General features: G+C 34.8%; 19 protein-coding genes. 12 read left to right on the top strand and 7 right to left on the bottom strand.

Annotated elements, in window-relative coordinates:
• Nucleotides 1-18 precede the first annotated feature (18 nt).
• Nucleotides 19-1,836: an oligoendopeptidase F gene (gene pepF, locus JFT95_RS24830; protein ID WP_002143954.1), complete on the bottom strand. Its 1,818-nt coding sequence runs from the start codon at nt 1,834-1,836 to the stop codon at nt 19-21.
• A 138-nt stretch (nt 1,837-1,974) separates the two neighbouring features.
• Nucleotides 1,975-2,958: a GMP reductase gene (gene guaC / locus JFT95_RS24825; RefSeq protein ID WP_087983463.1), complete on the bottom strand. Its 984-nt coding sequence runs from the start codon at nt 2,956-2,958 to the stop codon at nt 1,975-1,977.
• A 307-nt stretch (nt 2,959-3,265) separates the two neighbouring features.
• Here guaC and JFT95_RS30160 point away from each other — a divergent pair, with 307 nt between their 5' ends.
• The 3 genes from JFT95_RS30160 to JFT95_RS24810 all read left to right on the top strand — a co-directional run bounded on the left by JFT95_RS30160 (nt 3,266) and on the right by JFT95_RS24810 (nt 5,492).
• Nucleotides 3,266-3,439 (top strand): hypothetical protein, encoded by a 174-nt coding sequence (locus JFT95_RS30160; protein ID WP_242487621.1) that lies wholly within the window; start codon nt 3,266-3,268, stop codon nt 3,437-3,439.
• Nucleotide 3,440: 1 nt separating this feature from the next.
• Nucleotides 3,441-3,857 carry a hypothetical protein gene (locus JFT95_RS29670; RefSeq protein ID WP_242487620.1) on the top strand — a complete coding sequence of 139 codons (417 nt, stop codon included), beginning with the start codon at nt 3,441-3,443 and terminating at the stop codon, nt 3,855-3,857.
• 189 nt (nt 3,858-4,046) lie between these two features.
• Nucleotides 4,047-5,492: a DEAD/DEAH box helicase gene (locus JFT95_RS24810; RefSeq protein WP_002191358.1), complete on the top strand. Its 1,446-nt coding sequence runs from the start codon at nt 4,047-4,049 to the stop codon at nt 5,490-5,492.
• A 42-nt stretch (nt 5,493-5,534) separates the two neighbouring features.
• On the opposite strand, the gene JFT95_RS24805 is transcribed toward JFT95_RS24810, so the two are convergent.
• Nucleotides 5,535-6,095 carry a DUF1836 domain-containing protein gene (locus JFT95_RS24805; protein ID WP_201053495.1) on the bottom strand — a complete coding sequence of 187 codons (561 nt, stop codon included), beginning with the start codon at nt 6,093-6,095 and terminating at the stop codon, nt 5,535-5,537.
• A gap of 164 nt (nt 6,096-6,259) precedes the next feature.
• Here JFT95_RS24805 and trhA point away from each other — a divergent pair, with 164 nt between their 5' ends.
• Both trhA and galE read left to right on the top strand, forming a co-directional pair.
• The gene (gene trhA / locus JFT95_RS24800) at nt 6,260-6,907 is read left to right on the top strand and encodes a PAQR family membrane homeostasis protein TrhA (protein WP_201053494.1); all 648 of its coding nucleotides are present in this window, start codon (nt 6,260-6,262) and stop codon (nt 6,905-6,907) included.
• A 183-nt stretch (nt 6,908-7,090) separates the two neighbouring features.
• Complete coding sequence (gene galE, locus JFT95_RS24795) at nt 7,091-8,107, top strand: UDP-glucose 4-epimerase GalE (RefSeq protein WP_201053493.1); 1,017 nt, start codon at nt 7,091-7,093, stop codon at nt 8,105-8,107.
• 43 nt (nt 8,108-8,150) lie between these two features.
• Here the strand turns inward: galE and pelG are convergent, their stop codons facing one another.
• The gene (pelG, locus tag JFT95_RS24790) at nt 8,151-9,971 is read right to left on the bottom strand and encodes an exopolysaccharide Pel transporter PelG (RefSeq protein ID WP_201053492.1); all 1,821 of its coding nucleotides are present in this window, start codon (nt 9,969-9,971) and stop codon (nt 8,151-8,153) included.
• A 107-nt stretch (nt 9,972-10,078) separates the two neighbouring features.
• Nucleotides 10,079-10,480, bottom strand: a complete 402-nt coding sequence (locus tag JFT95_RS24785) for a hypothetical protein (protein ID WP_201053491.1) — start codon at nt 10,478-10,480, stop codon at nt 10,079-10,081.
• 523 nt (nt 10,481-11,003) lie between these two features.
• On the opposite strand from JFT95_RS24785, the gene JFT95_RS24780 reads away from it, so the two are divergent.
• Both JFT95_RS24780 and JFT95_RS24775 read left to right on the top strand, forming a co-directional pair.
• Nucleotides 11,004-11,594, top strand: coding sequence for an AmiS/UreI family transporter (locus JFT95_RS24780; protein WP_061673851.1), 591 nt, complete (start codon nt 11,004-11,006; stop codon nt 11,592-11,594).
• Nucleotides 11,595-11,637: 43 nt separating this feature from the next.
• On the top strand, nt 11,638-12,582 hold the full coding sequence (locus JFT95_RS24775) for an NAD-dependent epimerase/dehydratase family protein (protein ID WP_201053490.1): 945 nt from the start codon (nt 11,638-11,640) through the stop codon (nt 12,580-12,582).
• Nucleotides 12,583-12,670: 88 nt separating this feature from the next.
• Here the strand turns inward: JFT95_RS24775 and sodA are convergent, their stop codons facing one another.
• Nucleotides 12,671-13,297 (bottom strand): superoxide dismutase [Mn], encoded by a 627-nt coding sequence (gene sodA / locus JFT95_RS24770; protein ID WP_201053488.1) that lies wholly within the window; start codon nt 13,295-13,297, stop codon nt 12,671-12,673.
• Between the two features lie 218 nt (nt 13,298-13,515).
• On the opposite strand from sodA, the gene JFT95_RS24765 reads away from it, so the two are divergent.
• Both JFT95_RS24765 and JFT95_RS24760 read left to right on the top strand, forming a co-directional pair.
• The gene (locus JFT95_RS24765; RefSeq protein WP_012262084.1) at nt 13,516-14,586 is read left to right on the top strand and encodes a nitric oxide synthase oxygenase; all 1,071 of its coding nucleotides are present in this window, start codon (nt 13,516-13,518) and stop codon (nt 14,584-14,586) included.
• A 361-nt stretch (nt 14,587-14,947) separates the two neighbouring features.
• Nucleotides 14,948-16,516 (top strand): BCCT family transporter, encoded by a 1,569-nt coding sequence (locus JFT95_RS24760; protein WP_012262083.1) that lies wholly within the window; start codon nt 14,948-14,950, stop codon nt 16,514-16,516.
• A 119-nt stretch (nt 16,517-16,635) separates the two neighbouring features.
• Here the strand turns inward: JFT95_RS24760 and JFT95_RS24755 are convergent, their stop codons facing one another.
• Nucleotides 16,636-17,934, bottom strand: coding sequence for an MFS transporter (locus JFT95_RS24755; RefSeq protein ID WP_201053487.1), 1,299 nt, complete (start codon nt 17,932-17,934; stop codon nt 16,636-16,638).
• Between the two features lie 328 nt (nt 17,935-18,262).
• Between JFT95_RS24755 and lytS the strand changes: the two genes are divergently transcribed.
• The 3 genes from lytS (at nt 18,263) to lrgA (ending at nt 21,315) form a co-directional block, all read left to right on the top strand.
• Entirely contained in the window at nt 18,263-20,032 is a 1,770-nt protein-coding gene (gene lytS / locus JFT95_RS24750; RefSeq protein WP_002130152.1) for a two-component system sensor histidine kinase LytS, read from the top strand.
• Complete coding sequence (locus JFT95_RS24745) at nt 20,010-20,750, top strand: LytR/AlgR family response regulator transcription factor (RefSeq protein ID WP_002130151.1); 741 nt, start codon at nt 20,010-20,012, stop codon at nt 20,748-20,750. The genes lytS and JFT95_RS24745 overlap by 23 nt, the downstream gene beginning before the upstream one ends.
• A gap of 133 nt (nt 20,751-20,883) precedes the next feature.
• Nucleotides 20,884-21,315 (top strand): antiholin-like murein hydrolase modulator LrgA, encoded by a 432-nt coding sequence (lrgA, locus tag JFT95_RS24740; protein ID WP_201053486.1) that lies wholly within the window; start codon nt 20,884-20,886, stop codon nt 21,313-21,315.
• Nucleotides 21,316-21,329 lie beyond the last annotated feature (14 nt).

Genomic DNA, 21,329 nt, shown 5'->3' with positions numbered 1-21,329 from the left:
TAAAGCGAGGGCTTATTTTTATTCTTGATAAGAACGTTCTAATTCATCAATTAAGGAACCTACGTAAGAAACAGCTTTACGGATTGCATCTGGTTTTGACATGTCTACTCCAGCGTGTTTCATTAATTCAAGTGGTTTCATTGTACCGCCTGCACGGAGTACATCAAGCCAGCGATCAACAGCAGGTTGTCCCTCTTCTTTAATCATCTGAGCTACAGCGGTAGAAGCAGTTAGTCCCGCAGAATATGTGTAAGAATATAAGCCCATATAATAGTGAGGTTGACGCATCCATGTTAAACCGGCGCCTTCATCAATTTCTACGGAATCTCCCCAGAATGTCGAAAGGACCTTCGTTTTTATTTCAGTTAAAGTTGTAGCTGTGAGTGCTTGCCCTTCTTCTGCTAGAGCGTATACTCTTCTTTGATATTCTCCCTCAAGTAGATGGGTAACGAAGTTGTGGTAATATGTGCCGAGTAGTTGCAGAATAACCCATCTGCGCATTCTCTTATCTTCAGTAGTCGCAAGTAAATGCTGGGCTAATAGTAATTCATTCATCGTTGATGGAGCTTCAACGAAGTACATAGATGGACGCACATTCATAATACGCTGATTTTTATTTGCTAAATAAAAATGACCAGCATGTCCAAATTCATGAGCTAATGTGAAACACCCGCGCATCGTACCCTGCCATGTAATTAAAATATAAGGGTGAGAACCGTATGGGCTAGAGCAGAAGGCACCTGTTGATTTTCCTACGTTATCTGCAAGGTCTACCCATCTTTCTTTGAAGCCCTTTTCGATAATGGAACTATATTCATTTCCTAATACTTTTAAAGAATCTTGAATGAGTTTGCCAGCTTCTTCGTAAGTGATTGTTGGATTAAATTCAGGATCTAACGGTGCATGTAAGTCACAGAAAAGCATTTGATCAAGCCCTAATACATTCTTTTTTAAATCTGCAAAACGGCGCATATGAGGCGCTAATTCGTTATAAATAATATCTAGTTGGTTGTTATACATTTCAAGTGGAACCTTTTGAGGTTCTAAAAGCATATGGGTAACGGACTCGTACTTGCGCAAACGAGAAAGCGCCACTTGTTTTTTTACTTCAGTAGCATATGTTGTTGCAACTGTATTTTTATATCGTTTCAATGTGGAAACAAATGATGAATATGCTTTTTTACGTATATATGCGCTTGGAGAAAATTCATATTTGCTTTCGAATAATGCAAACGATACAGGCAAATCATTTCCCTGTTCATCTTGTATAGAAGGGAAATCCATATCGGCTAATTTAGTCATGCCGTAAATTTTGTAGGGTGAACTATGAACTTCGCCGAGTGCAGCAAGAGCTTCTTCTGTTTCAGGAGAGAGAGTGTGCTGCCTCTTTTTGAGTATCTCTAGTAATGATTTACGGAAAGGTTCAAGTTTTATTTCCTCAGTTAAATATTTTTCAATTGTTCCCTCCTCAAATGAGAGAATTTCGTTATGAATAAAGGATAGTGCGGTATGTACATTCGTTCCTAGAGCGGAAATTTTGGAAGAGTTCGCTTGAATAACTGAATCTGTACGATCAGCGGATTCTTTTAAATTTGCATATGCGCCGATTTTTGTTAACTTCATTAAAAGCTCTTCTTCTAAAAGTAGGCAATTTAATAAGGTAGCGGGGCTAGTGTGTAATTGTCCTTTAAATGCATCAAGTTTTTTTATATCGGCTGTTAATACACGTAATGCAGTTTCCCACTCTTTATCAGATTCGTATAAATCAGAAAGGTCCCATGTCAATTCAGTAGAGACTTCCGCGCGAATAAGGCGTTTCTCAATTACATTTTTCATTTGTTATATCCCCCTTATTATAAGTATCTAAAAACATGATACTAGAAAATTCAGTGAAATGAAAATATTTTACATTTTTATATATGAAAAAGAAGGACAAGCATAAAAAATGCTTGTCCTTCTAGTTAAATTTATAAATTAATATACTTTGTCACCGTTGAAAATAGAGTTTTTCACGACTACATAATCTACAGTACGAATTGAGTCTAATTTTGTTCCACCAGCGTAAGAGATAGAGGATTGAAGATCTTGTTCCATTTCGATTAAAGTGTCTTCTAAAGAACCTTTATGCTCAACGAACATTTTCTTACCTTCAACGTTTTTCTTCTCACCTTTTTGGAATTCAGAAGCTGAACCGAAGTACTCTTTATAAAGTTTGCCATCTTTTTCGATTGTTTCCCCTGGAGACTCTTCATGACCTGCGAATAGAGAACCGACCATAACCATAGTTGCTCCAAATCGAATTGATTTAGCTACGTCGCCATGTGTACGAATACCACCGTCAGCGATAATGGGCTTACTTGCAGCTTTTGCACACCAGCGAAGTGCAGCTAGCTGCCAACCGCCAGTTCCAAAGCCTGTTTTAATTTTAGTAATACAAACTTTACCAGGTCCAATGCCAACTTTTGTTGCATCAGCACCAGCGTTTTCTAATTCTCTTACCGCTTCTGGAGTTCCAACGTTTCCAGCGATAACGAAGCTTTCTGGTAAATGTTTTTTAATATGTTGAATCATGTTGATTACAGCATTAGAATGTCCGTGTGCAATATCAATCGTGATGTATTCAGGTGTAAGTTGCTCAGCAGCTAATTGTTGTACGAATTCGTACTCGTCTTCTTTAACACCAACGCTGATTGAAGCAATTAATCCACGTGATTGCATATCTCTAATGAATGAAATTCGTTTCTCTGGTTGGAAACGATGCATGATATAGAAGTAATTATTTTCAGCTAAATAAGTTGCGATTCTTTCATCAATAATCGTTTGCATATTTGCAGGTACGACAGGTAATTTAAATTTATGTTTTCCTAAAGTGACAGTTGTATCACATTCAGATCGGCTATTTACAATGCATTTTGCAGGAATTAATTGAATATCTTCATAGTCAAATACGTTTTCCATCATTTACACCCCTAAAATACGAATATTTTATTTTTATTGATTGAAAATGTTCGTCCATAGGATAATTTACATCATTTTCAGTAAGAAGTCAAAGATTTTCTTAACGTTTTTTTGAAAAGAAGCCAATACATTTTAAAAATAACGTTAAAAACGAATTTAAATAGATTTATTATGCATAATGTTCGTTTATAAAAAGGTAAGGAAAGTTGCGATAATTGCATAAGATTGTATGTATGCTTCTTATTTTGAGCGAGGGAGCTGGGGAAATACTACGAAAAAGTTAATACTAATAATAGGAATAACTTTGTTGGTTACTGCCGGATGTAGCAATAATGATGCATTTGATAAGGCAGAGAAACAAGGAGATGTAGCATTGGAAAATAAAGAATACGATAGAGCAGTCGTATCTTTTGAATTAGCGTTAAAAGAAAAGAAGGATGATCGGGAAATAAGGCTGAAGGTGAATCAAACAAATAAATAAAATGATTGAAGCATTACAGGAAAGTGATATAGACCGAGCAATTTCGTTATTGAGGGAAATTGAAAATGATTCTGCTAGTTCAGTTATATTAGCCAAACAAGCAAAAGAAAAACGAGAAGTTTTAGCTAATCAAAAAGATGAGGAAGAAAAATATAAGCAAATGCTAGTTAAAGTAGAGGAGTTGAAAAACGAGCAGGAGTTTGCGGATGTAAAAGAGCAACTTAACGTAATTATTAGGGAAACGAAAGGGAAAGAACAGTTTAAAATATATTATCAAAATGCGAATGAACAAATTATACAGAGTGTGCCGAGGGCAGTAGGTGTAGATAAAACAAAAGATGAGAACCGTAAGGAAGAAAAAGTAATAGAAGAGAAGCCGAAGAAAGAAAGTGTTATTACCGGTCAGAAGGCAGAATAATATGGAATAATATTTTTAAAAAGTTTTTAAAATAGAAGATCCTTTTGTTTAGTCAGGCGAATCACGAATGATTCGCCTTTTTATGTGAGCTTTCAAGTATAATGAATAAGGTGATAATAAGGTATATGATGATTCATTGATAGAAAAAGCGAAAAAAGAAAATAATACAGAATAAAAAGAGGTTAATATATGAGTAAAAAAAGTTTTACCGATTATGCATTAAGTAAAGAAATTGTAAGAGCACTTACTGGTTTAGGATATGAACATCCAACGGAAGTGCAAGGAGAGGTTATTCCAGTTGCCTTGCAAAAGAAAGACCTTGTCGTGAAATCACAGACTGGAAGTGGAAAAACCGCTTCATTTGGCATACCACTTTGTGAAATGGTGGAGTGGGAAGAGAATAAGCCACAAGCTTTAGTTTTAACACCGACGAGAGAGCTTGCGGTGCAAGTAAAAGAAGATATTACGAATATAGGTCGTTTCAAAAGAATTAAGGCCGCTGCAGTTTATGGTAAATCTCCATTTGCACGTCAAAAATTAGAGTTAAAGCAAAAAACACATATTGTAGTTGGGACTCCTGGCCGTGTGTTAGATCATATTGAAAAAGGTACCCTTTCTTTAGAGTGTTTGAAGTATTTAGTTATTGATGAAGCGGATGAAATGCTGAATATGGGTTTTATCGATCAAGTAGAGGCAATTATTGACGAATTACCTAAAAAACGAATGACAATGCTATTTTCAGCAACACTTCCAAAAGATGTTGAAAAGTTATCTCGTACGTATATGGATTCGCCAACGCATATTGAAATTAAGGCTACCGGGATTACAACAGATAAAATTGAACATACACTTTTTGAGATGAGAGAAGAGGAGAAGCTTTCACTTCTTAAAGATGTAACAACGATTGAGAATCCAGATAGTTGTATTATTTTTTGCCGTACGCAAGAAAATGTAGATCACGTATTTCAGCAGTTAAAGCGGGTTAACTATCCTTGTGACAAAATACATGGTGGTATGGTACAAGAAGATCGTTTTGAAGTTATGGACGATTTTAGAAAAGGAAAGTTCCGTTATTTAGTAGCGACAGACGTAGCTGCTAGAGGAATTGATATTGATAATATTACACATGTTATTAACTATGATATTCCATTAGAAAAAGAAAGTTATGTACATCGTACGGGAAGAACGGGACGAGCTGGTAATAACGGGAAAGCTATTACATTCATGACGCCGTATGAAAATAGATTTTTAGAAGAGATTGAGGAGTACATTGGCTTTGAAATTCCAAAGGCACTTGCCCCTTCAAAAGAAGAAGTTATGAAAGGGAAAGCAGTATTTGAGGAAAAGATACATGCTAAACCAATTATAAAGAAAGATAAAAATGCAGACCTAAACAAAGGAATTATGAAATTGTACTTTAATGGCGGGAAGAAAAAGAAAATTAGGGCGGTAGATTTCGTCGGTACAATTGCTAAAATTAAAGGTGTTACAGCAGAAGATATAGGAATTATTACAATACAAGACAATGTTTCTTACGTTGAAATATTAAATGGAAAAGGACCACTTGTTTTAAAAAATATGAAAAACACAACGATTAAAGGGAAACAATTAAAGGTTCATGAAGCAATTAAGTAAACAAAAAACTATCCACCTCTAACAGGTGGATAGTTTTTTTGTTTAAGTTTCTTTGAGGTCATCAACTAGTTTCTCTGCTAAACGTCTATACATATTACTCATAGTCACGAAGGTTGTTAGTAATAAAAACTTTTCTAGCTTTGGATCTTCTAAGGAAGAAACCTCGTTTACTTCCTTAACACGGTTATTCACGTCTTGCTTAAAGCTTTCCACATTGGTGTCAGTAAGAGAAAGGTAATCTTTATATAGAGTATTTAATTCGAATGTATCGTCGTTTATTAACGGTGCATTTATATTTTCTAAGGAGCTTTTTATATCATTAATGGAAAGAGCTCCTTTTAATTGATAAATTAAGCTGATTAAAATCATATGTTCTTTTGAATACTTTTTATTTTTGATAGGGATGAATAATTTCCCTTTTGCGTAATTGTTAATCATTGTTTTTGTTAATACTTTTTCATCATCAGTTCTTGTTGTATCCGCATAAGTATTCTCAAATAGTTGGACCACTTGGTCTACATATAAGTCGACATTTGGGATATCCTCAAGTTTAATACTTTTTTCTAAATGTAATGATTCAAGTAATTTATTTATATTTTCCACGTAGAACCCCTCACTTTTATAACTTAGTGGAACTTAATGTTTAGTATATCTTTAAATATGGTATTACGAAACAAATGAATTGTAAATGTTGACCCGCATGGATAATACGTATATAATTACATGTAGTTATGAAAACCACATGTAATTATATGAGGGGTGTTTATATGAATGTTAATGTAAGAGAACCGGTTAATGCATTTACTCACTTAGGAGGAGCTGTATTATCATTTATTGCATTATTAGCTATGCTTGTGAAAGTTTCTGTTAAGATGCCATCTGTTGCTGCAATTACAGCTGTTATTTTATTCGGTATCGGGATGATGGTCCTTTATATGGCATCAGCTGTGTATCATAGTGTCGTAGCCAGTGAACGTGTTATTTATTTCTTTAGGAAGCTAGATCATTCTATGATTTTCATATTAATTGCAGGTACATATGCACCCTTTTGCTTAATTACATTAAATTCGGCAAATGGTTTACTATTATTTTGTTTAGTTTATGCAACGGCAATTTGTGGTATTGCTTTTAAAATGTTTTGGTTTAATTGTCCAAGATGGTTATCGACAGCAATTTATCTTCTGATGGGTTGGTTAATTGTTCTATTCTTTGCACCGCTAGCTGAGAATCTAAGTACAGGAGGTATTATTTTCTTAGTACTTGGAGGCATTTTTTATACAATTGGTGGGTTTATTTACGGTGCGAAGCCAAAATGGTTGGAGTTTAAATATATGGGACACCATGAAATTTTTCATGTTTTTGTATTGTTAGGTAGCCTTGCGCATTTTCTAAGTGTATATTGTTACGTAATTTGATCAAAAAACGCCACGCGATGTCTGTTATGTGGCGTTTTTTTATTACCTGATTTGAATCGTGTATTGTACAAAAAATCATGGGATAAAATGTAAGTTTCTGTGTTCGCATAATAAACATATGATAAGAAATATGTGATATACTTTGAGAAGTTTATAATGAATGAAATATGGAGGACTATAATTATGGCAATACTTGTAACAGGTGGAGCAGGATATATTGGTAGTCATACATGCGTAGAATTACAAAAAAACGGTTACGAAATTATAGTAGTAGATAATCTTTCGAATAGCTCAGTAGAGTCTATAAATCGAGTGACAGAGATAACAGGAAAACAGTTTAAATTTTATAAAGAAGATATTTTAAATCGAGAAGTACTTGATACGATTTTTGAAGAAAATACAATTGAAGCTGTTATTCACTTTGCAGGCTTTAAGGCTGTAGGGGAATCAGTAGAAATTCCGTTAACGTATTATCATAACAACATTACAAGCACATTAGTGCTATGTGAAGTGATGCAGAAGCATAATGTGAAGAAGATGATTTTCAGTTCATCTGCAACAGTGTATGGTATCCCAGAAACATCACCAATTACGGAGGAGTTTCCATTAAGTGCAACGAATCCATATGGCCAAACGAAATTAATGATTGAACAAATTATGCGTGACGTAGCATTTGCGGATGCAGAATGGAGTATCGCATTACTTCGTTATTTCAACCCATTTGGTGCGCATGAAAGTGGACGTATTGGAGAAGATCCAAACGGAATTCCAAATAACTTAATGCCATATGTAACACAAGTAGCGGTAGGTAAGCTAAAGGAATTAAGTGTATTTGGAAATGACTATCCAACAAAAGATGGCACGGGTGTCCGTGATTATATTCATGTTGTAGACTTAGCAAATGGCCATGTAAAGGCGCTTGAAAAGGTACTTGGCACTACTGGGATAGATGCATACAATCTCGGTACAGGTACTGGTTATAGTGTGTTGGAAATGGTTGAAGCATTTGAAAAGGTTTCGGGCAAAGAAGTTCCTTATAAAATTACGGAGCGTCGACCTGGTGATGTGGCAGTATGTTTTGCAGATGCATCGAAAGCGAAGCGTGAATTAGGATGGGAAGCAAAACGCGGATTAGAAGAGATGTGTGCAGACTCTTGGAGATGGCAATCAAATAACAAAAATGGCTATCTAGAAGTTTAATAAATAAATAAAAATGACCTTTTGCGGGAGCAAAAGGTCATTTTTATTTATTTCCATTAAGTTTATTAGCAAATTTAGTAAAGAAAGTTCGCCGTTTTATAGGAGTATTTGACTGACAAAACGTATAGTAATCAATATCTTTAATGTAAGTAAAGAGTCTAGAAATAGCATATAAGAATGTAATAGAAGATCCAAGTGCAAAACTAATACCGTAACCATTGAACCCAAATGGAAGTAGAAGAAGACTTAATAACAAATTTGCAGAAAAGAACAGGGCTGATGTTCGAAATGCCCCTTTACGATCTTCAAAATATAAGAGTAGTAACGTGATAACAAGGACCATCCCGTTTGCATAAGCACCAATTATAGTCAGCTGCAAAATAGAGTATTCAAGTGTTACGTTCCCAGATTGTGAACTAAACATCCATATTATAAAAATAATAAGTAAAGAAAAAATACCTTGATTACGAAGTATTCGTTCCATTTCTTGCTTTAGGACAAAGTTCATTGATTCTTTTAATTGTAAAATTGTATTTAATGTCGCCCCATTGTTAACTGAACCGAAGAATTTCTTATACCGTTCATAAAACCTTGTTTCAATGGATACTACGAAGAAAATATAGGTTGGGATAATGCTTAAATAAGCCCAGAAAACAGATGTATCATAAATTTGATGATAAATAAACGTGTTTTCAATATTTCCTCGCCCTTCTCCGAACCAAATAACAAAGTTACATACCCAAATGCCAATATTGTAAAGTAAGCTTGACCAAAATAGTTCTGGATATTTATCTAAATAAGAAAGAAAGGTAAATTGTTCAGTAGCATCACTATTTGGAAACATTCGTACAATAACGATACTTAACCACACTAATGTAATGAAAGTCCCGATTGTAAAAGAAATTAAAAGTAATAGGGCCAATCCGTGTTCTATTCCAAGTGTTGGATGCCAGTAAGCGATAAGCGCAATGCCAGATAAGGAGAAAATGGAACCAATTAAAAATGCAAGAGCGATGGACTGATAATCTTTAGCTGCTGTTAAATAAATGGATTGAATCCAAATGATGTTTAAAGCTAAAAATAAAAATAGCATCACAATTTTATAATACAAGGCTAATGGTTGTCCTTCAGATATACTTGTTAATACGAGAATATCTGTTTGTTTTAAGTAATCTTTAATATTTACTTTGCCGGTCATTATTACATGCTCTTCTAATCCTAATTGTTGAATTAAATCACGACATTCCTGAGCATATTCTGCTTCTTCTGTATCAGGACCTAGTAAGTAAAATATAAATGGAATATTTTTTTCTAATAATAATTTAGCTGCATAAATCATTGTTTTTACATCTTTAATTGGCACAACTCGTATAATAGCGGAAATGATGAGTTTATCCGAATTGTATTTTGGTTTACGTAACCCTTTATAGTCAGATAAAGTAACGCCATTTGGAACGATTTTTAGTTTATGGGCCTTAGCACCTAATTCTTTTTGATATGCACTATTTCGGCCGAACAACGTAATTACATCAGCGGCTTGTTCATATGCTTGATGAGACAAGTGATGAAAGAAAGAAACCCATCTTTTTTTATATTCAATTGGTATCCAAGTAGATTGTAGTATTTCTTCTTCACGCTCCCGAGAATAAATACCGTGTTCAGTTAGAATAAATGGTATATCGGACTTGGCACTAATTGCAGCACCAAGCAATCCACCATACCCTGTCGATACAGAATGAATAAGATCTAATTCAGGAAAATCAATTTGTAAAATTTGAATTATTGGTGTGAACATAGATCTCCACATCCAAAAGTAATTTAAGAAGGATCCACTACTTTCTTCATATAAATAGCAAGTGTTCAAAATGAGAAACTATCAAGATTGACTATCACGCTTTAGGTCAGTAATAAGATTATCTTATAAAGATAAATGTATTACTGACCAGCCCCTTTCACATAATAGGGGGAGATTTAATGAATTCGAACGAGTTGTTTATGGTATACTGTATTACCTTCTTGGCTTGTATATGGCGGGATACTTCGCCCAAAACAATTTGCAACAATATTGGAGTGGCCAGGATAAGAAATACGAATTTCATACAAATCAATAGAGTCATCTAAATCAGCATAAAAAACTGCTAAGTGGTTGCCTTGTAAAATATATGGGAATGCTACTTCCGTATTTTCACCAAGTAGTACAGGTAATTTTATAGGATTAGAATAGTTAGACCAATCCCAAACCTCTATAGTTAAATGGTGTGTGTAATATGCATCTAAATTTACAATGTTTACTACTGCTGAAACAGTTGCGGGCTCTCTTGTTAATACACCTGTGGAGTGAAAAACAAAATGATTTGGATAATGAAGAGGCATAAATATCAAACCTTTCTAAATTAATATGAGTGTACGATATTCTATGCAAAAAATTAATAGAATGAGATAGGGAAAATGTATCATTCTACTAATTTTTTATAGAAATTCAAAACGTAGTATTGAAAAGTATTCCAACACTTGTATCATTGTTAGAGTACGTTTATAATCAAGGAATCCTATTTCATGTTTTGATAGGGTTATTTATTATTGAAAGCGTTTTAAATTTGTTGTTTTTTAAGGTAGGAAGTCTAACTTATTCAGATTAAAAATTATGTATGTAGTTTTAAATAGGAAGAAAAATAATAAAGTGAAACTTTAATCAGTGGGTGGGGGTTGTTCATCCCCACTGATTATTAGCTTTCACCAATCGGGCTTTACGGGCAGTTAATCTCCCACTTAACTTCTTTGCTCTAGCTGAATTTTGAGGTGGGGGTTTTACTGCTCGTTAATGCAGGATAAAGTATCACTTTATATTGTGGGGAGGTTAAAAGTGTGAAAGGGAAAGATTTTCACACGAATATATATGGGTTACGTAGGATTATTACTTTCAGGTGCAGCTTTATTTTTAAATAGTCTTGTCATATTAGGCAAAGTAGAGATGAAAAGTGCAGGTGTTTTTAATTTATTTGTAGGAGCGTTACAAATTATTATACCGTTTTATTTAATTATGATTTCTGATCAAAGTAATTGGACGGTATATTCATATGCAGCTACTTTTTTATTTGGTTTAACTTATTTATATGTAGGCGTTACTTTTATTAAAGGAATGGATAGTAGTGGACTAGGCTGGTTCTGTATTTGGGTAGCAATTATTGCTTTATTCTATATGGTTGTTTCATTTGTTCAATTCCACGATGTTGTTAATGCGTTAACATGGTTTATGTGGGCATTACTTTGGTATTTATTCTTTGTATTAAATGCACAAAAAAAGAATATCAATCAATATCTTGGCAGAATTGCTTTTGTACAATCGTGGGTAACATTGACGTTGCCATCACTCTTTTATTTTATGGGAGTATGGGGCGAGGGATTCATATATGAACTATGGGTTTATGTATCAGTAATTTCTATTTTATATTGCTGCTATTGTATTTTTAAATATCGAGTACGTTAATGTATCGTGTGTAGAAAAAACATGGAATCGTTAAACTGATTCCATGTTTTTTTATTTTAGCGTTTATAATAATAGAGGTAGTATTTTACAATTTGTAAAAACGGGGATGATGAAGGTGAAAAAAGTATTGGTGCTAGGGGGAACAAGATTTTTTGGTAAACATTTAGTAGAAGTACTGTTGCAAGCTGGACATGATGTAACGATTGCGACGAGGGGAGTTACTGAAGATCCCTTTGGAAGTGCAGTAAAAAGACTGATTGTAGATAGAGAAGATGAGAGGCTACTAGAAGAGCGTTTTGAAGGTAAAAGTTATGATATCGTATACGATAATTTATGCTATAGCTCGAATGCAGCGAAGATAATATGTGAAGTGCTAAAAGGAAAAACGAAGAAATACATTATGACATCTTCAATGGCTGTCTATGAGCCTGCGCTAGGCCTGTTAGAAGAAAACTTCAATCCGTACGAGTATACAATTACGTATGGAGGTAGGAATGATTTCAATTATAGTGAAGGTAAGCGATTAGCTGAAGCAGTTTTATTTCAACATGCAACATTCCCAGTCGTTGCGGTAAGATTTCCCGTCGTTATTGGAGAAAACGATTATACGAAAAGATTACAATTTTACGTTGAACATGTTGTGAAACAAGAGTCTATCGTTGTGGATCATGTAGATGGAGAGTTGTCATTTATACATGAAAAAGAAGCAGGGGAATTTTTAGCTTGGTGCGGGATGAAGGACATAGAAGGGCCAATTAATGCTTGTAGTAACGGGGTGGTTTCTACCAGAGAAGTTATTCGTTTCATAGAAGAGAATACCGGGATAAAAGCGCTCATTCAAGAAGTAGGAGATAATATAGCTCCTTATAATGGATTGATTAATTGTACGTTACATAATGGAAAGGCTCGTGAATTAGGATTCCCGTTCCGAGAGTTGAAATTAGAGACGGAAAAAGTTTTACTTTATTACATAAATACAATGAAATAATCATAAATCCCCCGGTGGCAATCCGGGGGATTCTGGAGGATTTCGACAATACTAATTTTACATTACCAAATTTACCTTATACGCACGACTAATGTGTTTGTGATTGAATTGCTTGTAAATACTTTTCATTTACCCGGTCCCAGTTCACCGTATGCCACCAGTTGGTAACAAATTCTGGACGCCGATTTTGATACTTTAAATAATAGGCGTGTTCCCATACATCGATGACGAGTAATGGAATTTTACCTTCTTGCAAAGGTGTATCTTGATTGGGTGTACTCATAACGGAAAGTTCCTCACCGTCCAGAACAAGCCATCCATAGCCACTTCCAAAACGACTAATAGCTGCTTTGGAAAGTTGATCTTTTAAGTTGTCAAAGGTATTGAAATAATAATCAATTACTTTTGCAACGTCTCCATTAGGCTCACCGCCACCTCGCGGGCTCATTAATTCCCAAAAAAGACTATGACAATAATGTCCACCACCGTTATTTCTGACAGCTGTAACAATTTCTTTTGGTAAAGTTTTTAAATTACATAGTAACTCTTCTAAAGATTTAATATGTAATTCCGTATAGTTTTCTAAAGCGGCATTCAAGTTATTTACGTATGTCGCATGGTGCTTTCCATGATGAATAGAAAGCGTGTTGCTATCGATATATGGCTCTAGTTCATCATAGTCATATGAAAGCTTTGGCAATTGAAATGAAGACATAACATTCCCTCCTTTCTTATTAAAAAAGTTGGTCTAGGTAAAAATAATTTATCTGAGTCAAAAATACACCTATTTTTTATACAAGTCAATAGTAATCTCTTTAATTTTCTGAAAAATATTACAATAAAAGTAACACTTCGACTTTCATTTGTGACTCTTATTCTTTTTGCTTATACTGTAAAGTAGTAACGTTTTGTTGAAATAGAAGGAGATCGTTTATGAGTAAAACGAAACAATTAATAGAAGAAGCGAGTCATTTTATTACGGTTTGCTATAAAGAGCTTAATAAAGAACAATTCATAGAAGAGAGAATAAAAGAAATTCAAATTGAAATAGAGAAGACGGGGACGTATGAGCATACATTTGAAGAACTTGTTCATGGATCACGAATGGCATGGCGCAATAGTAATCGATGTATCGGAAGACTATTTTGGAGTAAGATGCACATATTAGATGCACGTGAAGTAAATGATGAGGAAGGTGTATACAATGCATTAATTCATCATATTAAATATGCAACGAACGATGGGAAAGTTAAACCGACAATTACAATTTTTAAGCAATATCAAGGTGAAGAAAATAATATACGAATTTATAATCACCAATTGATTCGGTATGCAGGATATAAAACAGAAATGGGAGTGATTGGTGACTCTCATTCCACTGCGTTTACAGATTTTTGTCAGGAACTTGGCTGGCAAGGAGAAGGTACGAATTTCGATGTATTGCCACTTGTGTTTTCTATAAACGGGAAGGCACCTATATATAAAGAAATTCCGAGAGAAGAAGTAAAAGAAGTGCCAATTGAACACCCAGAATACCCGATTTCGTCACTTGGAGCAAAATGGTATGGGGTTCCAATGATTTCAGATATGCGCTTAGAAATTGGCGGTATTTCTTATACGGCAGCCCCGTTCAATGGATGGTATATGGGAACGGAGATTGGGGCTCGTAACTTAGCGGATCATGATCGCTATAATTTACTTCCGGCTGTTGCGGAGATGATGAAGCTCGATACATCGAGAAACGGTACGTTATGGAAAGACAAGGCGCTAATTGAATTAAACGTGGCTGTTTTACATTCTTTTAAAAAACAAGGAGTTAGTATTGTGGATCACCATACAGCTGCACAACAATTTCAACAATTTGAGAAGCAGGAAGCGGCATGTGGACGGGTTGTAACAGGTAATTGGGTGTGGCTCATTCCACCGTTGTCGCCAGCTACCACTCATATTTATCATAAACCGTATCCAAATGAAATTTTGAAGCCGAATTTCTTTCATAAATAATAGCTAGTATAGTTTTTTTTCTGCAAAATATAATTTTTTTAATTACTGTTACGTAGCAAATGGAAGCCTTTACTATCGGTTATTTTTGGAAAGGACTTTTTGAACCAAGGAGTTCCTTATGTTATAATCAAATTTCTGTTTCGAAGACCTTATAGAAATATAAGGTCTTTTGTTTTGCTTTTTTATGTAATAGGAATAGAAATTTTCTTTTAAATAAGGGATTTAGCATGTTTTTAGGGACAACATAAGTGTGTAGGAAATTGATGAATTATTATTCTTATATAATCATTGTGTTTTGGGTGTAAACAAGAAAACATAATAAAGTTGTTTTTTTAGATTGCTGAGGAAGGAGGAAGTGTAAATGAGGATGAAGAGTCGAAAAACGGATTGGCCTGTATTTCTTATTAGTGGTGGCTCACTTTTATTATTTGTAATTGCAGTTATTTTAAATAAAAGTTACGTAGAGGGAGCCATTAATAGCAGTTTTGCAGCTTCAATTAAATATTTTGGTGCCTTTTGGCAGGTTTTATTAATTGGTACATTTGTTGTTGCAATGTGTATGGCGTTTTCAAAATATGGGAGAGTTAAACTTGGGGGGCTAGAAAAACCTGAGATTAGTACGACAAAATGGCTCGCTATTATTATGTCTACATTACTTGCTGGAGGTGGCGTTTTTTGGGCAGCCGCAGAGCCGATGTACCATTTGATGACGGTGCCACCAATACATGAAGGTATAACTGCTGGAACGCAAGAAGCAGTCATGCCTGCTTTAGCACAAAGTTATATGCACTGGGGTTTCCTGGCTTGGACGATTTTAGGTACAATTAGTGCGGTAGTTATGATGTACGGGCATTATCATAAAGATATGCCTTTAAAACCTCGAACGCTTTTATATCCTATTTTTGGAGAGAAATTGCGAAAGAGTTGGCTTGGAACAATGATCGATGTATTTGCCATTATTGCGGTAGCTGCAGGGACGATTGGTCCAATCGGATTTTTAGGACTACAAGCAAGTTATGGGTTACAAGCATTGTTTAACATTCCTGATGTGTTTACTACTCAATTAGCCATTATTGTTTGTGTAGTAGCTGTTTCTACTATATCTGCGGTAACAGGAATTGATAAAGGGATTCAAATTATAAGTAATTTAAATGTTAGGTTAGCAGTTCTATTAATGGTATTTGTATTACTATTTGGACCAGGTGGATTTATTATCGATTCATTTGTTTCTTCGTTTGGATTTTATATAAATGAATTTATTCCAATGAGCACATATCGTGGTGATACAGCTTGGTTAGGATCGTGGACAATCTTTTTCTGGGGATGGTTTATTGGATATGGACCGATGATGGCAATTTTAGTGAGCCGAATTTCAAGAGGAAGAACAATCCGAGAAATCATCGTTGCAATTGGAATTATTGCACCTATTATTACAACGTTTTGGTTTACTATACTAGGGGGATCAGGTGTGTTTTATGAGTTAATGAATCCTGGTTCTATCTCGACCGCATTAAGTGAATCAGGTATGCCAGCGGCTATGATTGCAATTACGCAGCAGTTGCCATTATCTAATATTATTGGACCTGCATTTCTTTTATTAACAATTTTATTTGTAGTGACAACAGGAGATTCAATGGCTTATTCGATTTCAATGGCAGTGACTGGAGATGGAGATCCTAGAATTAGTTTGCGAGTTTTTTGGTCGCTTATTATGGGCGCAGTTGCGGCGATTCTTTTATATATGGGTGAGGGAAGTATTAACGCCTTACAATCCTTCATTGTAGTGACGGCTGTTCCGGTATCTATTCTGTTATTCCCAATGCTATGGCTAGCGCCTAAAGTCGCAGGGGAATTAGCGTTAAAACAAGGTATTGTAAAAGAAGAAGATAAAACTAGCTTCTTGTTCCAAAAAGCTAGTAAATCAAAATAAATAATTGTATTTATATAAGAAGAGGAAGCATTTCATTTGAGATGCTTCCTCTTTGCTATTTATCCAAATACTTTTCCTGAGGGGACAGTATTTGGATAAACATTTCGTATCGTTTCAATCTATTCTAATACTTTATCTTTCGTCTCTGGGACACATAATAGCATTGTAACTAAACCGATTGGATAGATAATGAAGATGAGAGATAATGCTCCCATTAAATTACCACCTGCAGCAAGTAAGCCGATAATAACAGGTCCAAATCCAGCTAACCCACGTCCTGTACCGAAAATAAAGTTCTCTGCTGTCGAGCGAGCTTCAGCAGGATAGTTTTCAGCTAAAACTGCTCCGAATCCCCCCATCATGCCATTGGCAAAGAATCCAAGCAGTGCACTTCCCCATAACAATGATGTTGAGTCTGTGAATAAGAAGAAGTAAATGAGACAGTATATAGTACCACCGACATAATAGATTGTAAAAGTTTTACGGCGGCCAATTTTATCGGCTAGAATACCAAAAGTTGCAATTCCAATTAGCATGCCGATTGTAGAGATGAACATCCAACCGCTCGCTTTTGCTAACGTGTAATTATATTTATTTGCTAAAATAGTTGGCATCCAAGTGAAAATTCCATAATATCCGAAGTTCTGGATAAATGACATAATAATAAGACCAATGGTTGTTATCGTTACTTTTTTATTGGCAAATAACTTTCGAAGTGGGAACTTTTTTATTTGCTTTAGTTGTTCTGCTTCAGTGGTTGTTAAATTACCTTCAGTTTCTTTTTGTAACAATTCTTTTTTGTATCGTTGTTTTTGTTCCCATATTTTCGGTTCACTTAAACTTTTGCGGACGTAAACAGCTAATAGAGCGGGAATGAGTCCAAATAAGAAAACAGCTCTCCATCCAAAATGCGGGACGATAAATGCCGGAAGGAGTGAAGCGACTAGTACGCCAAATTGCCATCCAAGTGCAACAACGGATGTCGCCTTAGCGCGCATTTCTTTAGACCATGTTTCAGTTACGATGGCCATTCCAATTCCGAATTCACCACCAACCCCCATTCCAACTAAAAAGCGAAGAATTAATAATTGCCAATAATCTGTTGCAAAATAAATAAGTGCTGTTGCTAGTGAGAATAGTAAGATTGTGAAGGCCATCGTACGGATACGCCCAAATAAATCAGCAATAAATCCAAATAAATAAGACCCGGTTAGCATTCCTATTGTGGTAGCTAATGTTAAGTTTCCACCTTCAACAGGGCTTAAATGAAATTCTTTTAAAATGTAGACGAGTACGAAAGATAAGAGCAACATATCTAAACCTTCTGCTGCATATCCTAGCGCAGAACCAAACAATGTTTTATATCTTTTCTCTTTCGTCTCCTCTGTTGTTGATTGTACATCAGTAGTGACGTTCATCATTACTCCTCCTTATTTTCTTCTACAGTCGCTATGGAAGAATAACAAAAGGCCTTCTCACCTGATATGATGAGAAGGCCAAAAAAGCATACGTATCCCTAAAAAAAACCATACGTATAGTATATTCCGACTTCCTTCTCAACCTCACGGGGTTGGGTTAAAGGACTGTATTATATTACTTTATTTTTAGCACTCTTCTGTTAGATTGTCAAATAAAGAGGGGATAGTTATGTGTAAAATATTTCAAAAGATATTGCATTCTTCTTGACGCCCACTTCATTATTTTCCCATAATAAAACTAACTAATATAAAAAGGAATGAATCACAGATGCTAAATTTAGTACTTATGATGATTGAACGTGTCGGACTTATTGTTATTTTAGGATTTTTACTTTCTCATATTAAAACGTTCAGGCGCCTTCTTCATAGACAAGATGGGTATGTAGATAAGCTTAAGCTTATTTGTATTTTTTCAGTGTTTACAATTGTCAGCAATTACACAGGAATTGAAATTGCCGGGAATACAATTATGAAAGAAAATTGGCTACAAGGTGTTTCGTCATCTAGTACAATTGCGAATACACGTATTATGGGTGTTGGAATTAGTGGATTGCTTGGTGGTCCTATCGTCGGTATTGGAGTGGGATCGATTGCGGGTATTCACCGTTATATGCTTGGCGGGACGACAGCGCTCAGTTGTGCAATCTCATCAATTTTAGCAGGTGTTATAACGGGATATATTGGATACATTTTCAAAAAATATAATCGTGTAATTACGCCTAAATTTTCTGCGATTTTAAGTGTTTTTATCGTTACTTTAGAAATGCTTATGATTCTATTAATTATAGAAGATGGACTTAGTGTTGTAAAAACAATTGCGCTACCGATGATTCTTGTAAATAGTTTTGGCAGTTTCATTTTACTTTCGATGATACTAGCTATTTTACGACAAGAAGAAAACGCAAAAGCTTTGCAAACGCATAAAGTATTACGAATTGCTGATAAGACGTTACCATATTTCCGCCAAGGGTTAACAGAAGAGTCTTGTAAACATGTGGCACAAATTATTCACCGCTTTACGGGAACAGATGCGGTATCCTTAACAGATACAGAGGAAATCTTAGCTCACGTTGGATTAGCATCAGATCATCATATTCCTTCACACAGTTTAATAACAGGTTTATCAAAAGAAGTATTAAAAACAGGGAAAATAATGAAGGCAAAATCACGTGAGATTATTAATTGTCAACATGAAGGGTGTCCATTACAAGCGGCAGTTGTTATTCCATTAACTTCACATGGAAATACGATAGGAACATTAAAACTTTATTTTAAAAACCCTAATCAATTAAGTCGTGTTGAAGAAGAGTTAGCGGAAGGGCTAGCGAAAATATTCTCCACACAGCTTGAGTTAGGTGAAGCTGAGTTACAAAGTAAGTTATTGCAAGATGCCGAAATAAAAGCGTTGCAAGCACAAATCAATCCGCATTTTTTATTTAATGCAATTAATACAGTATCAGCTTTATGCCGAACAGATGTAGAGAAAGCGAGAAAATTATTATTGCAGCTTAGCGTTTATTTTCGTTGTAATTTGCAAGGGGCACGACAATTACTTATTCCATTAGAACAAGAGCTGAATCATGTACATGCATATTTATCGTTAGAGCAAGCGAGGTTTCCGAATAAGTATGAAGTGAAGATGTACATTGAAGAGGCACTAAAGGTGACTTTAGTTCCACCATTTGTGCTTCAGCTATTAGTTGAAAATGCATTGCGCCATGCTTTTCCGAAAAAGCAGCCAGTGTGCCAAGTCGAGGTACATGTGTTTGAAAAAGAAGGGATGGTTCACTTTGAAGTAAAGGATAATGGACAAGGGATTGAGAGTGAACGTCTAGAGCAATTAGGAAAAATGGTAGTTCCATCAAAGAAAGGGACGGGAACAGCCTTATATAATATTAATGAACGACTTATCGGGTTATTTGGGAAAGAGACAATGCTTCAAATTGAAAGTGAATTAGAGCAAGGGACAAAGATCCTCTTTGTGATTCCGAAAAAAGTAGAGGAGGAAAAACGGAGTGTTAAAAGTATTAGTAGTTGATGATGAAATGTTAGCACGGGATGAATTGAAATATTTATTAGAGAAAACAAAAGAAGTAGAGATAATTGGTGAGGCGGATTGTGTAGAGGATGCATTAGAAGAATTAATGAAAAACAAACCAGATATTGTTTTTCTAGATATTCAGTTATCTGATGATAATGGATTTGAAATCGCAAATATATTAAAGAAAATGAAAAATCCACCTTCAATTGTGTTTGCTACTGCCTATGATCAATATGCATTGCAAGCATTTGAAGTAGATGCGTTAGACTACATTTTAAAGCCATTTGATGAAGAACGTATCGTACAGACATTAAAGAAATATAAAAAACAAAAGCAAATAAAGTTAGAAACAAAGCAAGATGTAAAGAGTGTAGATGTAACGGCCGAGATGCATAAATTAGCATTACCAATTGAGGAATCAATTGTACTTGTTAACATTGAAGATATTATTTATGTAGGGCTTGTAGATGGGAAAGTAACTGTAAAAACAATGAAAGAAACATATGTAACACATGATACGCTTGTCATTTTGGAAAAGAAATTACCACAAACAATTTTTATGCGTGTTCATCGTAGTTTCGTTGCTAATATTAATCATATTTCTGAGATACAGCCGTGGTTTAATTCGACTTATAACTTAATTATGAAAGAGGGATCCAAAGTCCCGGTTAGCCGTACATATGCAAAAGAACTTAAAAAGCTGCTTCGTATTTAAGAAGCAGCTTTTTGTATTTCGTCTGCCTATTTTTGTAACTAATTTTGTATATTTGACGTTCTGTTATGTAAACGCTTACAATTTTATTTTTATCTTATACAATAAAGGTACCAAATCGAAAGAGGTGGCCAAAATGAGTACGAAAAAAGTATATAGTTTCTTATCACAAGCATTCATATTTTCAGCTATTATGTTAGTTTCTAATATTATTGCAACGCATTTACCAATTCCGATGCCTTCATCGGTGATCGGATTAGTTATTTTATTTAGCCTATTATGTTTAAAAGTTATTAAATCGGAACAAGTTGAATCACTCGGAACGGCTTTAACAGGTATTATCGGATTCCTTTTCGTTCCATCAGGTATTTCGGTTATTAATTCTCTCGGTGTAATGGGACAATATTTTATACAAATTTTAACTGTAATTGTTGTCGCAACAATTATTTTACTCGCTGTAACAGGATTATTTGCACAATTTATTTTAGGAAAAGACGATAAAGAAATAGAAGATACGAAAGAATTGAAAGTAGTAAATAAAGGACGCAAGCACGGAAAAGTTGCGTAACCAATTTAGTATAT

This window comes from Bacillus sp. TH17, from assembly GCF_016651125.1.
In the GTDB taxonomy this organism is placed as follows: Bacteria; Bacillota; Bacilli; order Bacillales; family Bacillaceae_G; genus Bacillus_A; species Bacillus_A mycoides.
The sequence above is the reverse complement of the archived record's forward strand: the minus strand, read 5'-3'. Positions and strand labels throughout refer to the sequence as shown.